General features: G+C 71.7%; 24 protein-coding genes. 14 read left to right on the top strand and 10 right to left on the bottom strand.

The window, feature by feature from the left end:
• Window positions 1-4 precede the first annotated feature (4 nt).
• The 3 genes from ISG29_RS07285 to cysS are packed head-to-tail and all read right to left on the bottom strand — an operon-like array spanning window position 5 to window position 3,971.
• Window positions 5-1,600, bottom strand: a complete 1,596-nt coding sequence (locus ISG29_RS07285; protein WP_194502699.1) for a metallophosphoesterase — start codon at window positions 1,598-1,600, stop codon at window positions 5-7.
• Window positions 1,600-2,553: a 23S rRNA (guanosine(2251)-2'-O)-methyltransferase RlmB gene (gene rlmB, locus ISG29_RS07280; RefSeq protein ID WP_194502698.1), complete on the bottom strand. Its 954-nt coding sequence runs from the start codon at window positions 2,551-2,553 to the stop codon at window positions 1,600-1,602. Before rlmB ends, ISG29_RS07285 begins: the two co-directional genes overlap by 1 nt.
• A complete protein-coding gene (cysS, locus tag ISG29_RS07275) occupies window positions 2,553-3,971 on the bottom strand; it encodes a cysteine--tRNA ligase (protein ID WP_194502697.1) in 1,419 nt (472 codons plus the stop codon). Before cysS ends, rlmB begins: the two co-directional genes overlap by 1 nt.
• Before the next feature lie 104 nt (window positions 3,972-4,075).
• Here cysS and ISG29_RS21550 point away from each other — a divergent pair, with 104 nt between their 5' ends.
• Window positions 4,076-5,344 carry a C39 family peptidase gene (locus ISG29_RS21550; RefSeq protein WP_194502696.1) on the top strand — a complete coding sequence of 423 codons (1,269 nt, stop codon included), beginning with the start codon at window positions 4,076-4,078 and terminating at the stop codon, window positions 5,342-5,344.
• 109 nt (window positions 5,345-5,453) lie between these two features.
• On the opposite strand, the gene ISG29_RS07265 is transcribed toward ISG29_RS21550, so the two are convergent.
• Together ISG29_RS07265 and ISG29_RS07260 are read right to left on the bottom strand one after the other, a co-directional pair.
• The gene (locus ISG29_RS07265; protein WP_194502695.1) at window positions 5,454-6,212 is read right to left on the bottom strand and encodes an SDR family oxidoreductase; all 759 of its coding nucleotides are present in this window, start codon (window positions 6,210-6,212) and stop codon (window positions 5,454-5,456) included.
• A gap of 2 nt (window positions 6,213-6,214) precedes the next feature.
• Complete coding sequence (locus tag ISG29_RS07260) at window positions 6,215-7,759, bottom strand: molybdopterin-dependent oxidoreductase (RefSeq protein ID WP_194502694.1); 1,545 nt, start codon at window positions 7,757-7,759, stop codon at window positions 6,215-6,217.
• Between the two features lie 93 nt (window positions 7,760-7,852).
• On the opposite strand from ISG29_RS07260, the gene ispF reads away from it, so the two are divergent.
• Window positions 7,853-8,341 carry a 2-C-methyl-D-erythritol 2,4-cyclodiphosphate synthase gene (gene ispF / locus ISG29_RS07255; RefSeq protein ID WP_194502693.1) on the top strand — a complete coding sequence of 163 codons (489 nt, stop codon included), beginning with the start codon at window positions 7,853-7,855 and terminating at the stop codon, window positions 8,339-8,341.
• 22 nt (window positions 8,342-8,363) lie between these two features.
• On the opposite strand, the gene nirD is transcribed toward ispF, so the two are convergent.
• Window positions 8,364-8,708 carry a nitrite reductase small subunit NirD gene (nirD, locus tag ISG29_RS07250; protein ID WP_194502692.1) on the bottom strand — a complete coding sequence of 115 codons (345 nt, stop codon included), beginning with the start codon at window positions 8,706-8,708 and terminating at the stop codon, window positions 8,364-8,366.
• A gap of 159 nt (window positions 8,709-8,867) precedes the next feature.
• On the opposite strand from nirD, the gene ISG29_RS07245 reads away from it, so the two are divergent.
• Window positions 8,868-9,620 carry an IspD/TarI family cytidylyltransferase gene (locus tag ISG29_RS07245; RefSeq protein WP_328828313.1) on the top strand — a complete coding sequence of 251 codons (753 nt, stop codon included), beginning with the start codon at window positions 8,868-8,870 and terminating at the stop codon, window positions 9,618-9,620.
• Here the strand turns inward: ISG29_RS07245 and ISG29_RS07240 are convergent.
• Window positions 9,607-10,179, bottom strand: a complete 573-nt coding sequence (locus ISG29_RS07240) for a hypothetical protein (protein WP_328828311.1) — start codon at window positions 10,177-10,179, stop codon at window positions 9,607-9,609. The two genes, ISG29_RS07245 and ISG29_RS07240, sit on opposite strands and share 14 nt — an antisense overlap.
• A 226-nt stretch (window positions 10,180-10,405) precedes the next feature.
• Complete coding sequence (locus ISG29_RS07235) at window positions 10,406-10,891, bottom strand: CarD family transcriptional regulator (protein ID WP_194502691.1); 486 nt, start codon at window positions 10,889-10,891, stop codon at window positions 10,406-10,408.
• A 215-nt stretch (window positions 10,892-11,106) separates the two neighbouring features.
• Here ISG29_RS07235 and ISG29_RS07230 point away from each other — a divergent pair, with 215 nt between their 5' ends.
• The 3 genes from ISG29_RS07230 (at window position 11,107) to ISG29_RS07220 (ending at window position 13,554) form a co-directional block, all read left to right on the top strand.
• Window positions 11,107-12,036 (top strand): UbiA family prenyltransferase, encoded by a 930-nt coding sequence (locus ISG29_RS07230; protein ID WP_194502690.1) that lies wholly within the window; start codon window positions 11,107-11,109, stop codon window positions 12,034-12,036.
• 154 nt (window positions 12,037-12,190) lie between these two features.
• Window positions 12,191-12,814 (top strand): hypothetical protein, encoded by a 624-nt coding sequence (locus tag ISG29_RS07225; RefSeq protein WP_194502689.1) that lies wholly within the window; start codon window positions 12,191-12,193, stop codon window positions 12,812-12,814.
• Window positions 12,811-13,554 (top strand): phosphoglyceromutase, encoded by a 744-nt coding sequence (locus ISG29_RS07220; RefSeq protein WP_194502688.1) that lies wholly within the window; start codon window positions 12,811-12,813, stop codon window positions 13,552-13,554. Before ISG29_RS07225 ends, ISG29_RS07220 begins: the two co-directional genes overlap by 4 nt.
• Window positions 13,555-13,808: 254 nt before the next feature.
• Here ISG29_RS07220 and phoU read toward each other — a convergent pair whose 3' ends face one another.
• The gene (gene phoU / locus ISG29_RS07215) at window positions 13,809-14,465 is read right to left on the bottom strand and encodes a phosphate signaling complex protein PhoU (RefSeq protein WP_194502687.1); all 657 of its coding nucleotides are present in this window, start codon (window positions 14,463-14,465) and stop codon (window positions 13,809-13,811) included.
• Between the two features lie 133 nt (window positions 14,466-14,598).
• On the opposite strand from phoU, the gene ISG29_RS07210 reads away from it, so the two are divergent.
• Together ISG29_RS07210 and ISG29_RS07205 are read left to right on the top strand one after the other, a co-directional pair.
• Window positions 14,599-15,747, top strand: a complete 1,149-nt coding sequence (locus ISG29_RS07210) for a sensor histidine kinase (RefSeq protein ID WP_194502686.1) — start codon at window positions 14,599-14,601, stop codon at window positions 15,745-15,747.
• Window positions 15,744-16,421 carry a response regulator gene (locus ISG29_RS07205; protein WP_194502685.1) on the top strand — a complete coding sequence of 226 codons (678 nt, stop codon included), beginning with the start codon at window positions 15,744-15,746 and terminating at the stop codon, window positions 16,419-16,421. Before ISG29_RS07210 ends, ISG29_RS07205 begins: the two co-directional genes overlap by 4 nt.
• A 70-nt stretch (window positions 16,422-16,491) precedes the next feature.
• Here ISG29_RS07205 and ISG29_RS07200 read toward each other — a convergent pair whose 3' ends face one another.
• Window positions 16,492-17,136, bottom strand: a complete 645-nt coding sequence (locus ISG29_RS07200) for a maleylpyruvate isomerase N-terminal domain-containing protein (RefSeq protein WP_194502684.1) — start codon at window positions 17,134-17,136, stop codon at window positions 16,492-16,494.
• A 74-nt stretch (window positions 17,137-17,210) separates the two neighbouring features.
• On the opposite strand from ISG29_RS07200, the gene ISG29_RS07195 reads away from it, so the two are divergent.
• From ISG29_RS07195 to ISG29_RS07170, 6 genes are all read left to right on the top strand, one after another.
• Window positions 17,211-18,143, top strand: a complete 933-nt coding sequence (locus tag ISG29_RS07195; RefSeq protein WP_194502683.1) for a DMT family transporter — start codon at window positions 17,211-17,213, stop codon at window positions 18,141-18,143.
• A gap of 111 nt (window positions 18,144-18,254) precedes the next feature.
• Window positions 18,255-18,542 carry a hypothetical protein gene (locus tag ISG29_RS07190; protein ID WP_194502682.1) on the top strand — a complete coding sequence of 96 codons (288 nt, stop codon included), beginning with the start codon at window positions 18,255-18,257 and terminating at the stop codon, window positions 18,540-18,542.
• A complete protein-coding gene (locus ISG29_RS07185; RefSeq protein ID WP_194502681.1) occupies window positions 18,539-20,089 on the top strand; it encodes a hypothetical protein in 1,551 nt (516 codons plus the stop codon). Before ISG29_RS07190 ends, ISG29_RS07185 begins: the two co-directional genes overlap by 4 nt.
• A complete protein-coding gene (locus tag ISG29_RS07180) occupies window positions 20,086-20,661 on the top strand; it encodes a hypothetical protein (RefSeq protein ID WP_194502680.1) in 576 nt (191 codons plus the stop codon). Before ISG29_RS07185 ends, ISG29_RS07180 begins: the two co-directional genes overlap by 4 nt.
• Window positions 20,658-21,212: a hypothetical protein gene (locus tag ISG29_RS07175; RefSeq protein ID WP_194502679.1), complete on the top strand. Its 555-nt coding sequence runs from the start codon at window positions 20,658-20,660 to the stop codon at window positions 21,210-21,212. Before ISG29_RS07180 ends, ISG29_RS07175 begins: the two co-directional genes overlap by 4 nt.
• Window positions 21,209-21,607, top strand: a complete 399-nt coding sequence (locus ISG29_RS07170; RefSeq protein ID WP_194502678.1) for a hypothetical protein — start codon at window positions 21,209-21,211, stop codon at window positions 21,605-21,607. The genes ISG29_RS07175 and ISG29_RS07170 overlap by 4 nt, the downstream gene beginning before the upstream one ends.
• The last annotated feature ends 23 nt before the right edge of the window (window positions 21,608-21,630 follow it).

Below are 21,630 nucleotides of genomic sequence, written 5' to 3'. Positions count from 1 at the left end.
ACGCTCAGCCCGCTCCGCTAGACGCGAGCCGGGAGGGCCCTGGGGCCGGGCCGCGGCTCGGACGCGTGGTCGGGATGCTCGCGCCGGGGCCGTCGCCACCCTCGGTGTCGGTCAGGTCGGGGAAGGTCAGTGGGATGTAGTCGTCGACGATCCACCGGCCGTTCGTCTGGAGCAGCACGGGCTGGATCCCGGCCGGGTGCCCCTCGGCGTCGTATGTCACCAGGGTGATCTCGGCCTCGCGGCGCGGCTTGCTGCCCAGGGCGAAGGCGTACGCCGCGCCGCCCGTCGTCCCGGTCGTGTAGCGGTAGCCCACCTGCCCGTCGGGGCCGTCGACGGCGTCCGGCCCGACCTGCACGTGCAGGTGCCCACCCACCACCAGACGCACGCACCCGCGCTCGAGGGCGGACGACGCCAGGTCGACGTCGTGCACGAGCATCGTGTCGATCGGCTCGTCGGACTCACACGCCACGTCGGAGAGCCGGTCACCGACCTCGGCGAAGCTCAGCCCGGTCTCGTCGCGCCAGGATCCCAGGCCGCTCGAGCGCGGGTCGGCCACCCCCAGCAACGTGCCTGCACCCGGACCCTTCGCGACCGAGCCGTCGAGCATGGTCCAGCCGTCCTTCGAGAGGTAGGCGGCCACGAAGGTGCCGTTGTCGTGGTTGCCCGCGACGCCCCAGCGGGGCAGGTCGGAGAAGGCGGCCTGGAGGGAGTCCAGGGAGAACGCCTCCCAGGTGGAGCCGGTCGAGGTGTCGTCGCCGGCGTCCATCACCGTGGTCGCCCCCGCAGCGTCGCCGACCGCCCGTGCGACGGCGTCCATGCCGATGTTGTCGTGCCGGTCGGACACCAGCACGGCCACGGTCTGGCCGTCCTTCGGCTCGTGCAGATCGAGGGCGGCGGCACCGGCGGCCGCGTCGTCGTAGAAGGTCTTGGACTTGTCGTAGGTGTCGACCGCGCTCTCGATGAGGCGTCGGGTCTGAGCCGTCGTGACGTCGCCGCGCACCTGCACGTCGTCGAGTTCGCTGGGCAGCGGTACGTCGGGGCCGAGGAAGTCGGCCAGGGTGGTCCAGCGTTGCGCCCGGCCCACGTCGTCCGGACCAGCCCAGGGCTGCCAGACGCCGACGACCAGGCCGGCCACGACGACGAGGGCGACGGCGCCCGCCCGCGTCGGCACCGCTCGCAGCAGCTCCTCGCGGCGACGACGCCCGACCAGCAGCCAGAGCACCACCGGCACCGCGCCCAGGGCCAGCCCTCGAACCAACGCCTCGATCGCCAGGTCGGCCACCTCGTGGTGCAGTCGCGACTCGACGCCCTGCGGGCTGGAGAAGAGGTAGGCGTAACGCTGCACGAGCACGTCGGTACTGGGCGCGTCGGTCTTGCCCAGCGCGATGTCGACGCCGATGGACGAACCCGACGACACGCGCAGGTCGGGCAGCACCGGGCCCGTGTGCAACACGGCCTCGCCGCTCAGCGTGGGCCGGAGAACGGCGTCGTGCGACGCGACCGTGATGTCGCGCGAGGAGTGCGTGAACACGAACAGCCCGGCCGCCGCGCTGAGCAGCAGCCAGACCGCCAGAGGTGCCGCGACCCGCAGGGCGCGCATCAGGCGCGGGCCCGGGCCACCGCGTAGAGAGCGACGCCCGCGGCAACGCCGGCGTTGAGGGACTCGACCTGATGCGCCATCGGGATCGACACGAGCTGGTCGCAGGTCTCGGCGACCAGGCGCGAGAGGCCGTCGCCCTCGGCGCCGACCACGACCACGAGCGGGCCGTCGGCGAGGTCGAGGTCGGGCAGCTCGACGTCGCCGTCGGCGGCCAGGCCGACGACCATGCAGCCCGCCTCGGCGTAGCTCTTCAGCTGCCGCGTCAGGTTGACCGCCCGGGCGACGGGGATGCGCGAGGCGGCCCCGGCGCTGGTCTTCCACGCCGCGGCGGTCATGCCGGCGGCCCGACGCTCCGGAACGACCACACCGTGCGCACCGAACGCCGCCGCGCTGCGCACGATCGCCCCGAGGTTGCGGGGGTCGGTGATCGAGTCGAGCGCCACGATGAGCGCCGGCTCGCCGGCCTCGTCGGCGGCGTCGAGCAGGTCGTCGGGGTGGGCGTACTCGTAGGCGGGGATGCGCGCGGCCAGCCCCTGGTGCACCGCCCCGCCGGTGAGCCGGTCGAGCTCGTTGCGACCGACCTCGAGCAGGCTGATGCCGCGCTCGCTGGCCACCTTGAACGCCTCACGCAGCCGCCCGTCGCGCTCGGCACCCTCGGCGACATAGAGCGCGTTGACGGGCACCCCCTCGCGCAGCGCCTCGACCACCGGGTTGCGACCCGCGATCCACTCGGCGTCGCCGGCGGGTTTGCGCGCGCGCTGAGGCCTGCCCTGAGCACCCGACTTCGGGGCACGCCGGGCCTGCTTGTGCGCCTGGTGGTACTCGCGGTCCTTGGCCTTGGGCGTGGGGCCCTTGCCCTCGAGCCCGCGCCGACGACGTCCGCCCGAACCGGCGGTGGGGTTGCCCTTGCTCGACTTGCGCACCGAGCCCTTGCGCTGGCTGTTGCCGGCCATCAGTCGGAGTCCTTCTCGGTGGTCGGGTCTGCGAGGGCCCAGGTGACGCCCTGGGCGGTGTCGGTGAGCACGACGCCCGCGGCGGCGAGCTGGCCGCGGATCGCGTCGGCGGTGGCGAAGTCCTTCGAGGCACGTGCCTCGGCCCGCTGCTCGACCAGCGCCTTGACCAGCGCGTCGACCACACCGGTGAGCGCCTGGTCGTCGCCTCCCCGCGGCCCCCACGCCGGGACGGCCGGGTCAAGCCCGAGCACCGCGAGCATCGCGCGCACCGCGGCCGCCTGCGAGGTCGGGTCGTCGGCGCGGTTGCCCTCGCGGACGGTGTCGAAGAGAACGGCGAGCGCGGCCGGGGTGCCGAGGTCGTCGTCCATCGCGGCGGCGAAGGCGACGGGGATCTCGCCGACCGGCACCTCGCCCGCCGTCTCCTGAGCACGGTCGAGGAACGCCTCGATGCGGCGGAAGCCCGTGGCGGCCTCCTCGAGCGCCTCGAAGCTGAACTCGACGTGGCTGCGGTAGTGCGCGGCCACGATGTAGTAGCGCAGCTCGATGCCGCGTACCCGCTCGAGCACCTTCGGGATCGTGAGACTGTTGCCGAGCGACTTGCTCATCTTCTCGCCCTTGGTCGTGATCCAGGCGTTGTGCAGCCAGAAGTTCGCGAACGCATGACCGGCCGCGCGGGACTGCGCCAGCTCGTTCTCGTGATGCGGGAAGCGCAGGTCGACGCCGCCGCCGTGGATGTCGAAGGCGGCGCCGAGGTACTTGCCGGCCATCGCCGAGCACTCGATGTGCCATCCGGGGCGACCGGGTCCGTACGGGCTGGGCCACGCGGCCGTCTCGGGCTCGGTGGCCACCTTCCACCCCTTCCACAGGGCGAAGTCGCGCGGGTCGCGCTTGCCGCGGGGGTCGGCGTCCTCGGCCGCCTCCATGTCGTCGATGCGCTGGTGGGTGAGCTCCCCGTAGTCGGACCAGGAGCGCACGTCGAAGTAGACGTCGCCCGAGCCGTCGTCGGCGGCGTAGGCGTGGCCGCGGGTGATGAGCCGGTCGATCAGCTCGAGCATCTCGGGCACGTGGCCGGTGGCCGACGGCTCATAGGTGGGCGGCAGCACACCGAGCGCGTCGTAGGCGCGGTCGAGCTCGCGTTTCATGTCGTAGGCGAGGTTGTACCAGGGGCGGCCTTGCTCGGCCGCCTTCGTGAGGATCTTGTCGTCGATGTCGGTGACGTTGCGGATGAACGACACGTCGTAGCCGCGGTGGGTCAGCCAGCGGCGCAGCACGTCGAAGTTGACCGCGCTGCGCACGTGCCCGACGTGTGGCTCGCCCTGCACCGTGAGGCCGCAGACGTAGATGCCGACCCTCCCCTCCTCGAGGGGTGCGAAGTCACGGACCTCGCGGGTCGCGGTGTCGTACAGCCGGATGCTCACGGTGCTCATCGTAGGTGCGCAGCCCTCCCGGCGCCGAAGTCGCGCGGGCGACGACCCGCTCGGATCGTGTGACGGGTGTGGCTGGTGTGACTTACCGTGGTCCGGTGCACCGCTCCCTCCGCCTCGTGACCACCCTGCTCGTCGCGAGCCTCACCGTCGCGCTGGCCCACCCCGCGAGCGCGGCCCCGGGGGCCTCGGGCGTGGCCGCGCGCCGCGCCGACTCCGGCGTGCACATCTCGCGCAGCTCCTTCGAGGGCGCCGACGCGCTGCGGGCCGGGCGCAAGGAGCAGGTGCGCGTGCGCCGCGACCGCGTGTGGCTCGCCGGCTCCCACGCGACCCGGCGCTACCAGGGCTCGCAGTACGACGTCGGCCGCTGGACCTCGCCCTGGGTCGGCACGCCGTACGGCCTGCGCCAGCTCGTGGCCTCCTGGGAGGCGCGCACGCCCGGCAACAGCTGGATCGAGGTGCAGGTCAAGGGCCGCACCGCCGACGGCAGGGCGTCGTCCTGGGACGTGCTCGGGCGCTGGGCGCGCGACGACCGGTTCGTGCACCGCACCAGCTGGTCTCCGCAGAGCGACGACCTCGCCTCGGTGTCGGTGGACACCTGGAAGGCCTCCACCCCGCTGACCTCCTACCGGCTGCGGGTCTCGCTCATGCGCAAGGTCGGCGCACGATCCAAGCCGCCGTCGCTCGGGTTCGTCGGCGCGATGGCCTCACGGCTGCCGTCGGGCGACCGGCCGACCTCGAAGCCCGGCGTGGTGGCGAAGGCGGGCGGCACGGTGCTCGACGTGCCGCGCTACAGCCAGATGGTGCACGACGGCGACTACTCCCGATGGGGCGGCGGCGGGGAGGCGTGGTGCTCACCCACCTCGACCTCGATGGTGCTCGGCTACTACGGCGACCTGCCCCCGGCGTCCGCGTACTCGTGGGTGAAGAAGCCGCACCCGGCCCGCTTCGTCGACTACGCGGCGCGGATGACCTACGACCACGACTACGACGGCACCGGCAACTGGCCGTTCAACACCGCCTACGCCGCCGGCCTCACCGGCCACGCGTTCGTCACCCGACTGCCCGACCTCCGGCTCGCGGAGCGGTTGATCAAGGTCGGCATCCCGGTGGTGGTCTCGATCGCCTTCGGCAAGGGCGACCTGCCGAACGCCCCGATCAGTGCCTCCAACGGCCACCTCGTCGTGATCGTCGGCTTCACCAAGGCCGGCGACGTCGTGGTCAACGACCCCGCGGCCGACTCCGCCTCGGGCGTGCGCCGCACCTACGACCGCGCCCGCTTCGAGGACGCCTGGCTGCCGACGTCCGGCGGACTGGCCTACGTGATCCACGACGACGCCCACCCCCTCCCCGCCGCGCTGCCGTAACCCGCGAGCGGTCGCGTAGTGACCCTCGAGGGGTCGCGAATCGTGGTCCGAGGGGTCAGGCGGCGAACGATATGCGACCCCTCGAGGAACGATTCTCGACCCCTCGCGGTTAACAGCCCCAGCCGCCGTCGACGTCGAGCTTTTGGCCGGTGATGAAACCGGCGCGGTCGGAGGCGAGGAAGCAGACGGCCTCGGCGATGTCGGACGCCGACCCGAAGCGCCCGAGCGGGATGTTGCCACGGGTGATCTCGAGGGCCTCGGGGCCGAGCTCACCGGAGTCGATCAGCCGGGCGGCCATGCCGTCGGTGAGCATGCCCGGGCCGACCGCATTGACGCGCACGCCGAACCGGCCCTCCTCCACCGCCAGCGCTCGCACCATGGCCTCGACGGCCGCCTTCGGCGCCGAGGAGAGCCCGTCACGCTTGGGGAACCGCGCTGTGGCGGCCGTCGTGACCGCGACCAGCGAGCCGGCCGCCGCCCGCAGCTCCCCCAACGCCGCGCGGGCGACCGCGAAGAAGCCGGCTGCGTCATCACGCAGCTGGTCGGCCATCGCCAAGGGATCCACCGTGCCCAGGTGCGTCATCGGCACGTGCGGACCCGCCGCGTGCACGAGCGTGTGCAGGCCACCGCACGAGGCGGCGACGTCGTCGACGACCCTGCGCGCCTGCGTGGCGACGTCCGGTGCGGAGAGGTCGAGATGATGCGCGTCGATTCCGACGGGGCGCTGCGTGCGGTAGGTGACGACGACGCGCGCTCCGCGCTCGGCCAGCAGGGCGGCGATGGCGGCGCCGAGGCCGCCGGAGCCGCCCACCACGAGCGCCGCGCCGGGGCGATCGGCGAAGTCCTGCGGCTCGGTCGTGCTGGTCATGGTCACGTCTTCGCCGTGAACGCGATGCCGTCCAGGCCGGTCGCGCCGTCGGGCAGGACGTCGCGCACGACGGAGGTCTGGACCTCGCCGTTCTCGTCGATCGCCCGCACCCGCAACACATGGTCGCCGGGCGCGACGTCGAGAGTGCCGGCCCACTGCACCCAGGTGTCGGCGTTCGGCACGCGGCCGAGGTCGACCCCGGTCCAGCTGCCGCCGTCGAGGGAGACCTGGACGGCGGAGATGCCGGTGTGCTGGAGCCACGCGAAGCCGCCGACCTGCACGCTGCCGGCCGCCACGGTGCTGCCCTGCTGGGGCACGTCGATGCGGGAGGCCATCTTGACCGGACCGCGCTCTCCCCACCCGCGCTGGGTCCAGTAGGCGGTGATGTCGGAGAAGCGGGTGACCTCGTACTCGCGCACCCACTTGGTGGCCGAGACGTAGCCGTAGAGCCCGGGCACGATAGTGCGCACCGGGAAGCCGTGGTCGATAGGGAGCGGCTCGCCGTTCATCGCCACCGCCAGCATGGCGTTGCGGTCGGGGTCGGTGAGGGCCGCGAGCGGGGTGCCGCAGGTCCAGCCGTCGTCGGAGGTCTGGAGCACCGCGTCGGCGTCCGGGTGCACACCGACCTCTGCGAGCAGGCTGCGGATGAGCACGCCGCTCCACCACGCGTTGCCGACGAGGTCGCCGCCCACCGGGTTGCTCACGCAGTTCAGGGTGACCCAGGCGTCGGTCAGGCCGCGCGCGATGAGATCCTCGTAGGTGAGCACCAGTTCGCGGTCGACCAGGCCGTGGATGCGCAGCGTCCAGTCGGCGGGGGTGATCGTGGGCGTCACGATCGCGGTGTCGATGCGGTAGAAGTCGTGGCTCGAGGTCGCCCAGCCGCTCAGGCCCTCGACGCCGATGTTGGCGCCGACCGGCATCCGTGGGCGGCTGACCCCGTCGAGACGCAGCAGCGATCGCGAGGCCTCGACCTGGCGGCGTCCGCGGCCGAGGAACCGACCGCCGACGGCCACCGCTGCGGCGGCACCCCCGAACAGCAGCCCTCGGACGACGAGTTGGCGGCGGGTGCTGGCCAGGAGCGTGGGCCCCGACTCCTCGGAGTCGACGACCGCCTCGGCGCGGCGCAGCGGCTCGGTGAGTGCCATGAGCACCACGACCCACGTGACGAACCCCGCCGCCACCGGCAGCAGGTCAGTGACGCCGGTTCCGGCGCGGGTCAGTACGGCCGCGGCGGCCAGTGCGGCGAGCACGACGTACGCCGCGAGCGCCAGCCACCAGCGGCGGCGCGACCACGCGCCGACGACGGCGAAGAGCACCAGGCTGATCAGCACGACCATCACGACGAGGAACGGCTTGTCGTAGCGCTGGAGGAAGCGGATCGCCGTCTCGGCGACGTTGCCCGGCGTCACCTGGATGACGGTCTCGGCGATGGCCGGGACCGGCGCCTCCCGGATCGCCAGCGCCGCCGCCACGGCGTAGCTCACGAGCAGACCGGCCACGCCCGCCACGAGGCCGGCGAACGGCCAGAGGGAGCGTGGGCGTGCCATGGCGCCATCATGACCTACTCGCCCGGCCCGCATGTCAGGTGTTCGGAGCGCCCTCGTGGGCGGATCGGAGGCTCCTGCGGCATCATCGGCACCATGAGCGCTGCCAGCGGTCTGCCGCGCACCGGCATCGGTGTCGACGTGCACCGCCTCCTCCCGGGCGTGCCGATGCACCTCGCCGGGCTGGCCTGGCCCGAGGAGGACCACGGGCTCGAGGGTCACTCCGACGCCGACGTGGCCGCCCACGCGGCCTGCGACGCCCTGCTGTCCGCGGCCGGGATCGGCGACCTGGGCTCGCAGTTCGGCACCTCCGACCCGGCCTGGGCCGGCGCCTCGGGGGCGATGCTGCTGACCGAGACGGCGCGCCGGGTACGGGCCGCCGGGTTCGAGATCGGCAACGTGGCCGTGCAGGTGATCGGCAACCGACCGCGGCTGGGATCTCGTCGGGCCGAGGCCGAGGCTGCCCTCTCCGATGCCCTCGACGCACGCGTCACGGTGTCGGCCACGACCACCGACGGGCTCGGACTCACCGGGCGCGGCGAAGGAGTCGCCGCACTGGCCACGGCGCTCGTCGTCCCGACCTGATCGGAGTGTCCCCGGGAGAGGGTCAGGCGGCGTCGACGCGGCGTTGACCGACCAGCACGACGCCGGCAACGATCTTCACCTCGTAGACGGGCACGTGGGTGGAGGGCTCCTCGAGGCATCGGCCGGTGCGCAGGTCGAACGCGTGCCGGTGCGCAGGCGAGGCCACGAACGGCACCGCGTCGCGCATGCCCACGATGCCCTTCGAGAGCGGGGTCGCGCGCGAGAACGGGTCGTGGTTGCCGAGGGCGTACACGTGATCGTCGGGCAGCCGGAACAAGGCGATGCCCTGGCCGTGCACGAGGGCCGCGACGCCGCGCTCGGGCTCGAGTTCGTCGAGTCGACAGACGGGGTGCCAGTCCTCGCTCATCGCACCTCTCTCGACCCTGGTGACCCGGCTCACGGCCGCCCTCTACCGGATGGAAGGTAGGCAGCACGGATTCCCGTTGCGTTTCACGACCCCGGCGCGGTGTAACGACGAGGTGAACGATCACGGCGCTCGCGGTCGTGGGTGGGTAGCGTGCGCACGGTGACGAGGGAGCAGTCCGCGCAGGCCGGCGAGGTCGTGAGCGTGGTGGTGCTGGGTGCCGGATCGGGTCAGCGGGTCGGCGCCGGTCGCAACAAGGTGCTGCTCGAGCTCTCCGGACGGCCGTTGCTGGCGTGGTCGGTACGGACCGCGCTGCGGGTGCCCGGCATCGTGCGGATCGTGGTGGTGGCGGCTCCCGGCGAGGAGCAGGAGGTGGCCCAGGCGCTCGGGCCCGAGCTCGAGGCGGCGGACACCCTGGACGTCGAGGTGCTGCTGACGGCCGGTGGCGACACCCGTCACGAGTCCGAGTGGCGGGCCCTCCAGGCCATCGCCGACCGGCTCGACCCACAGACCGACGACGGCGGCGACCGCCCCCACGTGGTCGCCGTGCACGACGGCGCACGGCCGCTCGCCACCGTCGATCTCTACACCGCCGTCGTCGGCGCCGCCCGCGAGCACGGAGGCGCCCTGCCCGCGACGCCACTGCCCGGCGTCCTGCGCCGGGATCTCTCGGCGGCACCCGTCGGGCTCGCCGGCGTACAGACGCCGCAGGCCTTCCGGGCCGGACCGCTCCTGGCGGCCTACCGTGCCGCCGCACGGGAGGGCGAGCAGGGCACCGACACCGCCTCGACGTTCCGCCGGCACGCGGGGCTGCCCGTGGTGGCGGTGGCCTCGACGCCGGGCAACCTCAAGGTCACCTGGCCCGAGGACGTCGCCCTCGCCGAACGGCTGCTGTCTCGCGTCACCGCGGACTGAGCGCCTCCAACGACGCGATGCCGTCTGCGTCGGCCAGGCGCCGTGCCTGCGGTGGCGCGAGCAGCGGGTGCACCTGGTGCTCCGCGGCCAGGCCGGCGACCAGGCCGATCAGGTCGGCCACGGTGCGCGGCGGCCCGGGCAGCGTGCTCATCGCGCGCGGGGGCAGCACGAGCGGGGACACCACCTCGAGCAGGTCGTCGCGGTCGAGGACGTCGAGCGTGGTCGCGCTGCGCGGATCGGTCGTGACCACGGTGTCGGTGACCGGTCGCACCCCCACCACCGCCGCGTCGCGCTCCCGGCTGAGGGCGACCGCCTCGGTGAGGAACCCGGGTGGCGTCAGCGGGCACAGCGGATCGTGCAGCACCACGGTGGCTTCGCACTCGGCCAGCGACGACCAGCGCACCGTGAGGTCGACCTGCTCGAACCCGGCCTCCCCCAGCGCCCAGGCCGCGCACGCCACCAGCGGCTCGCCGTGCACGAGCGCGAACGGCAGCGACCCCCGACCCGCGTCGAGCACGATCGCGTACGTCACCGGCTCGTCGGCCCAGGGATCGATCACGGCCCCACTCTGCCGCACCCACACTCACCCGCCGAGCCACCCGCACGACCGCCGTCCGGCGCGCAGTCACGACCACCGGACCTCGTCAGCCCCACGTTTGGGCGATAACTGCATCCAGATCGCCGATTTTGCCCACGTTTGGGACCAAACCACATCCCACCCACACACGACGAGGCCCCCGGATGGATCACCCGGGGGCCTCGTGCTGGCTGAAGAGGAGGTGCGCCTAGGAGGCGAGCACCTCGTCGAGGATGGCCTCGGCCTTGTCCTCGTTGGTGGACTCGGCGAGCGCGAGCTCGGAGACCAGGATCTGGCGGGCCTTGGCGAGCATGCGCTTCTCACCAGCGGAGAGGCCGCGGTCACGCTCGCGACGCCAGAGGTCACGCACGACCTCGGCGACCTTCATGACGTCGCCGGAGTGGAGCTTCTCGAGGTTCGCCTTGTAGCGCCGCGACCAGTTCGTCGGCTCCTCGACCTGCTGGGCCCGCAACACGTCGAAGACGCGGTCGAGACCCTCCTTGTCGACGACGTCCCTCACGCCGACCAGGTCGACGTTGCACGACGGCACGCGCACGACCAGATCCTGCTGGGCCACGATCCTCAAGACGAGGTACTCGCGGTCCTCGCCCTTGATCTTCCGGGTCTCGATGTCCTCGATGACGGCGGCCCCGTGATTGGGGTAGACAACCGTTTCGCCGACGGTGAAAGTCATATGTGAAGTTCCCCTTCCTAGGTGGCCATCTTAACACGCTCTCAGCCTTCTGAGAACTGCGTTTGCGCAGGTCAGCGCCCATGCAGGCGATCTCTTTGCTCTTGACACCGACCGCCGAGTCGTGCATGTGCCCGGGTGCGCGCGCACGAGGGAGAGCGCATTGACACGGCGGGATCCGCCTGCGGGACCGACACCCCGGGGGTGATACTGGACACATGCGCGTTCCCCGTCTCCGGCGCCGCGGCGCCGCCCCGGACCCCTCCACCGAGCCCGACGTGGCGTCGTCCGACGACGACACGGGAGCGGTCGCCACGCTGACGCAGGAGCGGGAGGATCCGCCCACCCGGACCCTCACCTCGGACGATGCCGCCGCGACCGAGTCCGGGCTCGACCGCCGGACCTCGTACGCGCCGCCGCCGCCCGCCGGCCGGCTCGGTGCGGTGCGCGCGTCGGGCCCGATGCTGTTGCTGCGCGCCGCCCACCCCCGCCACGCCGTCGTCGCCGCGGTGTCGATGGCTCTCGTCGCCGGTCTCAGCGGACGCCCGGGCGCCGACATGGGCCTGGTGCTGGTCACGGTTCTCGTCGGTCAAGCCCTCCTCGGGTGGCTCAACGACCTCGTCGATCGTGGTCGCGACGCCCGGCACGAGCGCCCCGGCAAGCCGGTGGCCGACGGCCGCCTCGATCCCGGCACGGTGTGGTTCGTCCTCTGCTGCGGCGTGCTGCTGCTCGTGCCGCTCGCCTTCTCCAACGGCCGCGTCGCCGGCAGCCTCTACCTGCTCGGACTCCTCGTCGGCGTGCTCGGCACGGTCCTCGTCCGCCGCACCATCCTCTCCTTCGTGCCCTGGGCGGCATCGTTCGCGTTGTACGCCGGATTCCTCTCCTACGGCACCTGGCCGGGCCGGGAACCGGGGGCGGCCCCGAGCCTCGGCATGGTGGTGCTGTTCGCGCTACTGGGCATCGGAGTGCACGTACTCACCGCGCTGTGGGGTCTCGTCGACGACGACAGCGACGGCTACTCCTACCTTCCACTCCGGTTGGGCCGAGTGCTCGGCGCGACCCGGCTGCTCGCGGTGACCGTCGCCTACATCGCCGTGGTGCTCGTCGCGATGGTGATCGTCGGCAGCGCGGTCGGGCTCCGCAGCTGATCGGCCCCGCCACTGCTCGGCCCCGCCACTCATCGGCCCCGCTCGGCTCCAGCCCGAGGCCGCTGAGCGGCCTGGTGGCCGCTAGGCTGTCGGACGCCGGTCCCTGAGCGAACCCTGCTCGACGTCCCTGCTCGACAAGAGGTCACCCACCACCATGCACCTGCGCCGCAAGCTCGCCCTCGCGACGGTCGTCCTCGCCCTGGCCCCCGTCCTCTCCTCGTGCGGCTTCGGCGTCGCCACCGAGCGCGTGTACACGCCCGCGGCCGGCCCCATCAACCGGGACGGCGAGGTCGACGTGCTCTCCGCCGTCATCGTCTCCGGCTCGCCCGGCGAGGGAACCTTCGTCGCAGGCCTCTCCAACAAGTCCGGCGACCAGTCCATCTCGCTGACCTCCTTCGCCCCCGTCGACTCCGGCGCGTTCACGGCGTCCTCGTTCGAGCCGCGCTCGATCCCGCCGCTGGGGTATGCGAACCTCTCCGACCCCGATCAGGGCATCGGCGTCATCGGCGACTTCGTCGCGGGCGACTTCATCCCCGTCGAGCTCACCTTCGACAACGGGCAGACGACCCGGATGGACATCCCGGTGGTCCGCGAGTGCGACATGTGGGCGGGCCACGACACCGCCAAGAAGCCTGGCAACGCCACCCGGCAGGACGCCGACGCCTCCGAGGCCGACGCCGACGCGGGCGATCTCTACGAGTGCGACGCGCTGCCGCCGGTCACCGACTTCGGCGGCGAGACCAGCGACGAGACGCACTCCGAGGGGGACCAAGAGTGACCTCGACGCTGATCCTGCTCCGCCACGGCGAGAGCGAGTGGAACGCCAAGAACCTGTTCACCGGATGGGTCGATGTCGCGCTCACCGAGAAGGGGCGCACCGAGGCGGTTCGCGGTGGTGAGCAGCTGCTCGAGGCCGGCGTGCTGCCCGACGTCGTGCACACCTCGCTGCTGCGCCGCGCCATCAACACCTCGGCACTGGCCCTCGACGCGGCCGACCGGCACTGGATCCCCGTCAAGCGCTCGTGGCGGCTCAACGAGCGGCACTACGGCGCACTCCAGGGCAAGGACAAGAAGCAGACTCTCGACACCTACGGCGAGGAGAAGTTCATGGAGTGGCGGCGCTCCTTCGACACCCCGCCGCCCCCGATCGAGGACGACGCCGAGTTCTCTCAGGTCGGCGACCCCCGCTACGCCGACCTCGGGGCCGACATGCCGCGCACCGAGTGCCTCAAGGACGTCATCGCTCGGATGCTCCCCTACTGGGAGTCCGACATCACCGCCGACCTCGCCGCCGGCCACACCGTGCTCGTCACCGCGCACGGCAACAGTCTCCGGGCCATCGTCAAGCATCTCGACCAGATCAGCGACGACGACATCGCCGGGCTGAACATTCCCACCGGCATGCCGCTGGTCTACGAGCTCGACGACTCCTTCTCCCCCGTCGAGAGGGGCGGGCGCTATCTCGACCCCGAGGCGGCAGCCGCCGCTGCCGACGCGGTGGCGAACCAGGGGCGTTGACCCACCCCCGGTGGTCGCCCTTCGACACGCCTCGTCCCTCGGCGGCTCAGGAATCGCAGCGAGACAGCACGCGGCTCACCGATGGTCGAGCAGCGATACAGCGCGCAGCGCTGACGAGCGTCGTCGAGACCCCGTGAGATGCGAGGAGACGTCTCGACGGACAGTCACCGGGTCTCGACACACCGGTCGCGGCTTCGTTCCTGCGCCGCGCGGCTTGCTCGACCACCATCAGCGCATCCGCTGACGCGTCTGCGCTAGGAATCGAGGGAGCGGGGGTTCTCGCCGGTGACGACGAAGACGACGCGGTTGGCGATGGAGACGGCGTGGTCGGCGATGCGCTCGTAGTAGCGGCCGAGTAGGGCGACGTCGACGGCGGCCTCGACCCCGTGTTCCCAGTCGTCGCCGAGCAGCTGGGTGAACGAGGCGCGGCGCAGTTGGTCCATGATCTCGTCGTCGCGGCCGAGCTCGATGGCGGCGGAGACGTCGCGTTGCACGATGATCTTCTGCACGCGGCTGACCATGTCCTCGGCCGTCTCGGCCATCTTGACCATGGTGGGGGCGATCTCGCCGGGCACCGCGACGTTGGGCACCCGCAGCCGGGCGATCTTGGCGACATGCACGGAGAGGTCGCCCATGCGCTCGAGCTCGGTGACCATGCGCAGGGCCGCGACGACGACGCGCAGGTCGCCGGCGACCGGCTGCTGGAGCGAGAGCAAGGCGAAGGCCTGGTCTTCGACCGCCTCGCGAGCCCGGTCGATCTGCTCGTCGGAGCTGATGACCTGCTCCGCGATGTCGATATCGCCCTCGAGCAGGGCCTTGGTGGCCTGCGACACCGCGGTCTCGACCAGGCCGCAGATGCTGGCGAGGTCGCCGAAGACGGCGTCGAGTTCTTCGTGGAAGGCGTCGCGCATGTCCACCAGCCTAAGGTGCGGCGCGGTGACGCGCCGGGCCTCGCAGCCAGGACGGCGTGAACGCGTGGTGAACACCTGGTACTTCGCTCTCGCCGAGGCCTCGCGGAGGTGCAGGATGCGTACGATCCTGCCCGTGGACCCGACGACGCAGGCATTCCTCGCTGCCGTCGCAGGCGCCCTCGTCGCGGGCAGCGCCGTCCTGGCGTGGGCCCTGAGCGACCGCCAGCAGCGTGACCTGCCGCCGTCCAGCGCGCCGACGGTGCCGGACGGCGTGGGCTCGGTGCTCTCGGTGCTGCGCAGCAGCGCGGTGGTCGTCGACGGAGCCGACAGCGTGCTCAAGGCCTCGGCTCCTGCTTATGCGCTCGGGCTCGTCCGCGGCACCCGGTTGGTCTCGACCGAGCTCGCCGAACTGGTGCACCAGGTGCGGCGCGACGGGCAGATTCGCGAGACCGAGATGTCGATCAGCCTCGGCGAGGCGAGTCCGCGTCTGGTCACCGCACGGGTGGCCCCGCTGGGCGCCCGGCTCGTGCTGGCGCTGGTCGAGGACCGCACCCGCGAGCGTCGCGTCGAGGAGGTCCGCCGCGACTTCGTCGCCAACGTCAGCCACGAGCTCAAGACGCCCGTCGGTGCGATCCGGCTGCTCGCCGAGACGATGGGCGACGCCGCCGACGACCCCGAGGCCGTGAAGCGGTTCGCCGACCGCATGGTCACCGAGTCCGATCGGCTGACCAAGCTGGTCCAGCAGATCATCGAGCTCTCCCGACTCCAGGCCGACGACCCGCTCGAGAAGCCCGTGCCGGTGCATCTCGACGACGTCATCGAGACAGCCGTCGACACCAGCAGCATCGACGCCGCGGCGAAGGGCATCTCGATCCTCGTGGGCGGGGTGCCCGACCTCCAGGTGTTCGGCAACGAGCGTCAGGTCACCGCGGCCATCAGCAACCTGGTGAGCAACGCAGTGTCGTACTCCGAGTCCGACGCGACGGTGCTGGTCACCACCCGCGTCGACGACGCGATGATCGACATCTCCGTGGTCGACCAGGGCATCGGCATTCCGGCCGAGGACCTCGACCGCATCTTCGAGCGTTTCTACCGGGTCGACCCGGCCCGCCACCGCTCCACGGGCGGCACCGGGCTGGGTCTGTCCATCGTCAAGCACGTTGCCGCCACCCACGGCGGCGAGGTCCGGGTCTGGTCGGCGGAGGGGCAGGGGTCCACCTTCACCCTCACGCTGCCGCAGCACTTCGGGGCCGAGAGGAAGAACGAGGAGGATCGCCCGTGACACGGGTACTCGTGGTCGAGGACGAAGAGAGCTATTCAGAGGCTCTCGCCTACACCCTGCGCAAGGAGGGTTTCGAGGTGGCGATCGCCGCCGACGGCAACACCGCGCTGGCGGAGTTCGACCGCAACGGCGCCGATATCGTGCTGCTCGACCTGATGCTGCCGGGGATCCCCGGCACGGAGGTGTGCCGCACGATCCGGCAGACGTCGAACGTGCCGGTCATCATGGTCAGCGCCAAGGACGACGAGATCGACAAGATCGTCGGTCTCGAGCTGGGCGCCGACGACTACGTCACCAAGCCCTACAGCCCGCGCGAGCTCGTGGCGCGCATCCGGGCCGTCCTGCGTCGCGGAGTCGAGCCCGACGCGACACCGGCGGCCCTCGAGGCCGGGCCGGTGCGGATGGACGTCGAGCGGCACGTCGTGACCGTCGACGGCACCGAACAGAAGCTGCCGCTCAAGGAGTTCGAGCTGCTCGAGATGTTCCTGCGCAACCCCGGGCGTGTGCTCACCCGCGGGCAACTGATCGACCGGGTGTGGGGGTCGGACTACGTGGGCGACACCAAGACCCTCGACGTGCACGTCAAGCGGCTGCGCGCCAAGCTCGAGCCCGACCCGGGCGAGCCGAAGTTCCTGGTGACCGTGCGCGGGCTGGGCTACAAGCTCGACCTGTGAACCCCGGGCTCTCGAACCCGATGTGGGTGCTGTCGCCGGTCGCCGTCGGGGCGCGGGGACGCCGCCAGACTCACCCGAGCAAGGGGTAGCGCTCGTCGTCGACCGGCAACCGTCCGGTGCCGCGCAGCACGGCCTCCTCGTCGTCCCAGACGTCGGGGAGCGGTGCGCCGAGCAGCCTCTCGAGTACGGCCCGGGTGTGGCTCAGCGCCTCGGGCGGTGGCCGGACGGCGAGCGTCGGCGCCAGGTCGAGGGTGTGCACGGTCGCCTCGACGAGCAACGTGGAGACGACGTCGCGCACGGTGAGCACGTGTCCCTGGGTCGTCACGGTCGATGACGGGTCCGCGGCCGCCACGGCCCGGGCCGCAGCCGCCGAGGTGTCGCGCCACAGGGCCACCAGGCCGTCGACACCGGTGAACGCGGCGGCCGAGCGACGTACCCAGGCAGCGTGCGCGGCCCCGCCGTCCCCGAGGTCGGGGCGGAAGCCGTGCCAGTAGGTGACGGCGTCGGTGTCGGGAGCAGCGTCCGCAGGCGTCGCCATCGTCACGAGCGCACGCTGCGCGTCACCGACGAGGTGGAGGAGCAGATCGCGCACGGTCCAGCCTGCGGCGCGAGTAGCGCCGTCCCCGGTGGCGTCGTCGAGGCCGTGGACGGCACCCGCGATGGCGGCGTAGCCCTCGCCCAGCAGCGCGGGGAGGTCTTCGGACGGTGGCCGCATGATGGCAGGGTAGCGATCATCCGTGTCCGAAATCCGCGTGCTGGGTGTCGGCGCGCGGCCCTAGGGTCGAGGCCATGACCACGACCGCGCCGGGGCCGCTCCCACCTGAAGCGCCCGCCCGCACCGCTCCCCCGTGGGCGCCGCTGGTGGCGATCGCGATCACCCTGCTGTTCTGGGCCTCGGCGTTCGTGGCGATCCGGCATCTGCGCGACGACTTCTCCCCCGGTGCGCTGTCGCTGGGCCGACTGCTGGTGGGCGCCGCCTGCCTGGGTGTCATCGTGTGGCGTTCGGGGCGCGGCGGGCGGGCTCGACTGTGGCCGCGCGGACGCCGCGAGTGGGCGTCGATGACCGCGATCGGCGTCCTCTGGTTCGGCGTCTACAGCGTGGCTCTCAACGAGGGCGAGACGCGCATCGACGCCGGCACGGCGGCGATGCTGATCCAGCTCTCACCGGTGCTGGTGGCCGTGATGGCGGCGTTGTTCCTCGACGAGCGGCTGAGCGTCACGCTGCTGGTGGGCCTCGCACTGGCGTTCGCCGGGGTGGCATTGATCGGCGTCTCGACCTCCGAGCACGCGGGGCAGGACTGGCTCGGCGTCGGGTTGTGTCTGCTCTCGGCGCTGGCCTACTCGGTGAGCCTGATCCTCCAAAAACCCCTCGTCGCCCGGGTGCCGGCCGTCATGGTCACCTGGCTCGCGTGCACGGTCGGGGCCGTGGTGTGCCTGCCCTTCGTCGGGCAGCTCCTCACCCAAGCGGCGTCCGCGCCCGCTTCGTCGGTGTGGTGGCTGGTCTACCTCGGGGTGTTCCCGACCGCCGTCGCCTTCTCGACGTTCGCCTACGCGCTCACCACGATGGACGCCTCCCGCCTCGGGGTCACCACCTATCTCGTGCCGCCGTTGACCATCGTGCTGGCGCTGGTCTTCCTGGGCGAGACCCCGCCCGCGCTGGCCTATCTCGGCGGGGTGCTGTCCCTGGTCGGGGTGGCAGTGGCGCGGCGCCGGCGCGCCTGAGCCCGGGTCGTGGTCCATACCGCGAAAATCGAGTCGATTGGCATGCGGGCATCTAGGGTAAAGATCGGTCAAGCAAACCCTGAGTAAGACCTGAAAGGCCGGCCCCCTTCGATGTCTGATCTTGTGCTCGACACCGACCAACTCGTCGAGACCGGTCACGCGCTGCGCGGCGTGGCCACGGAGTTCGAGTCCGCCAACGACCGCAGCGACTACGTGGCCGACCACGTAGGCAACCACGACCTCGCCGACAAGGTGCGCGACTTCGCTCACAAGTGGAAGATCACGCGCGAGGAGATGCTGGCCGACATCAAGGAGCTCGCCGAGGCCGCGTCGGCCACGGGCGAGAACTTCCAGCAGCTCGACAAGGATCTCGCCGCTGCCATCGAGGGCGAGAAGTGAGCCGGCCGGCCGACTGGTCGCCGCTCGACATGGGGTCCGACCCGACCCCCGGCGACGCGGCGACGGTGCTCGCGGCAGGCAAGCACTACACCGAGGTCGCCGACGCCATCGAACTCGCCTCCAGGCGCCTGAAGGAGCTCGCCGAGAACCCCGACATGAAGTCGGAGGCGGTCGAGAAGTTCCGCGGCAAGGCCACCACGGTCTCGACGAACGTCAGCAAGGCCGAGACCCGGTACCGCGAGACCGGCGAGGCGCTCACCACCTACGCGACGGAGCTCCAAGCAGCCCAGGAGGACGCCGACGCCGCCCTGAAGTCCGCGGTCTGTGCGCGAGACGACCACGAGGCCGCGAACACCCAGCTCTCGAGTGCCCGGGACGACCTGCGTCACGGCGAGAGTGAGAACGCCTGCCGTCCGGCCGACCAGGCACCGCGCGACCTCAGCCACCTGATCCAACGGGTCAGCTGCCTCAACGACCAGTGCTCGGCCGCCGCCTCCGACCTCACGGACGCCAAGGAGAAGGCGGAGACTGCCAAGCAGGACGCCAAGGACGCCGCCGACAAGGCTCGCAGGGCGATCGAGGACGTCGTCGAGGACAGCGAACTCAACGACAGCACGTGGGACAAGGTCGCCAACGTGCTGTCGAAGATCGCCGACATCGCCGGCGCGATCGCCGCCATCGCCGGCATCCTGGCCCTCGTGGTCGGCTGGATTCCCATCATCGGCCAGGCGCTGGCCGCCGTGCTCGGTGCTATCGCCCTCATCGCCGGCATCATCTCGCTGCTGTGCAACGTCGCCCTCCTGGTGGGCGGCAAGGGCAGTTGGGCCGACGTCATCATGGACGCCGTCGGAGTACTGAGCTTCGGCATCGGGCGGGTCGCCCTCAAGGGCGGCCAGGCTGCATTCAAGGCCGTCTCGGCCGTCAGCCGGCTCAAGGCGGGCAAGCTGGCCGCCCTGCCCGCCGCGATGCGCGCCCAGCGGGGCCTGCCGTCGATGGGCTCGGCCCGTTCGGTGATGAAGGCCCTCACCGGCAAGGGCGACGACTTCGTCAACATGAGCAGAGGCCGGGCTCTGAACATGCTCGACGACGCACGTGACATGTCCAAGATGAGATCCCTGCTCAGCGGCACCTTCGACGACTTCACGGACTTCGGCCGCAACCTGCGCACCGCCTTCGACCCCGCGAACCTGCGGGCCGCGCTCCGCGACTCCCCCGACGCCCTGCGCTCACTGGGCGGCTCGCTGCGCAACGGACACTTCAACGACGCCTTCGCCAAGCTGGTCCAAGACGGCGACATGCTCGCGCACCTGCAGTCGGTGCGCGGCATGGACGACGCGGTCAAGTCGATGTCCGCCATTCGCCAGGCCACCGTCAGCATCACCACCCAGGAGCTCCTGACCCTGGGCGGCGCCGGCATCGACGGCTTCCAGTACGTCCACGACGCCTTGAGCGGCGATCCCGCGGTGGTCGACCTGGGTGACGTGGGCGCCGGCGACTTCGACTTCGACTCCCTCAGCCAGTTCGACACCGAGAAGGCAGCCGGGTGAGCACCGCGACCGGATGCATCACCGGCTGGACGCTCAGCGCACCCGACGACTGGGTCACGCTGCCGGCGTCCTTCGACGACGTCACCGACACGCTGCTCGCCGAGGCCACGACCTCGGACGACGCGGCGCGCTACCTGCGCGAGTACGTGCGCGCCACGCTGCCGGCCCTGGCCAGCGATGACCCCCTGCTGGTCGCCCTGTGGGTTCCCGACCCAGAGCTGGGAGCGCCCATGGCGGTGCTGCGCGCCGTCCACTACCGCAACGCCGACCCCGACGTGTACGAGCAGATGGTGGCCAACGCGGAGACCGACGAGGGCGGGAGCCTGCTCGGTGTGGAGCGCACGGACGGCGAGGTCGACGCCGGACGCCTTCTCGTGATGGAGCGCCAGGAGGCCTGGGCCAACGGCACGGTCGAGCACCAGTTGCATCTGGGGGTCTTCCCGGAGGGCACCGACGAGGCCGTGGTGCTGGTGTTCATCTGCACGGCCCTGCACCGGATCGACGAGTTGGCGCTCATCGCGCGCGACATCACCGACACCATGCGGCTGCGGATCGAGGAAGAGGCGTCATGAGACTCCAGATGGTGCTGCCTCCGGGCTGGGAGACCTTCCACGTCGACGACCTCGAGGGATGCCAGCGCCGGATCGCCCGGATCGCGAGCGCGCTACCGCTCGACGACGGGCAGGGGGCGCGGCTGCGGCGCGAGCTGCGCAGCGACCTCTTCACGCAGGTCGAGCAGGCGCGCACGAACGGCGCGACACTGCTGTCGATCTCGGGCCCGTCGAGTCCGTTCGTGTCGGGATCGCTCATGGTGATGCCCCTCGACGACGCCGGCCAGGAGTCCACCGACGCCTGGGCCCGGGGCACCGGTGGCGCGGTGGAGCACTTCACCACCGATCTGGGCCGCGTCACCCGCGTCGTGCACGGACGCCTCGAGAGGCTCGACGAGACCGAACTCCCGTCGCTGGCGGTCGACTACCTGGTGCAGACGACGCACGGCCACGACTGCCTCGTGGCCTGCTCGAGCCCTCTGGTGGCCCACGCCGAGGCGATGACCTCGCTGTTCGACACGATCGTCGAGAACGCGTCGTGGGACGACGAGACGGTCGTGGGCCTCGCGTGAGCGACGCCCCCTCGCCGGACGCCGCCTCCGCGCAGGAGCGTCAGGGCTGGACGCCGATGATGGTCGCGGCCACGACGTTCGCCGTGGCGGAGATCCTCTGGGTCATCGCCACCCTGCTGAGCGCCCGGTTCGGTGAGGGCGTCTTCACGTTCATGCTCTCGGTGACGGTCGGACTGACCTGGTTCAGCGTGCTCCGGCTCGCGCTGCGCCGCGGCCTGGGCTGCACCGAGCTCCAACTGACCCCGATCGCGAGCACGGTCCTACTCGCGTCGTGGCTGGCGGCGCGCGACGTGGTCGGCGACGTGCGCGCCCTGCTCCAGCTCGCGGCCGCCGTCACCTACGTGGTCGTGCTGGTGGTCCGTCGACGACCCGCCTCCGCGCCTCCCCTGGACTGACCTCGGCCTCGCGGAGCTGGCTT

It is taken from the genome of Nocardioides acrostichi (assembly GCF_015319165.1).
Classification (GTDB): domain Bacteria; phylum Actinomycetota; class Actinomycetes; order Propionibacteriales; family Nocardioidaceae; genus Nocardioides; species Nocardioides acrostichi.
The sequence above is the reverse complement of the archived record's forward strand: the minus strand, read 5'-3'. Positions and strand labels throughout refer to the sequence as shown.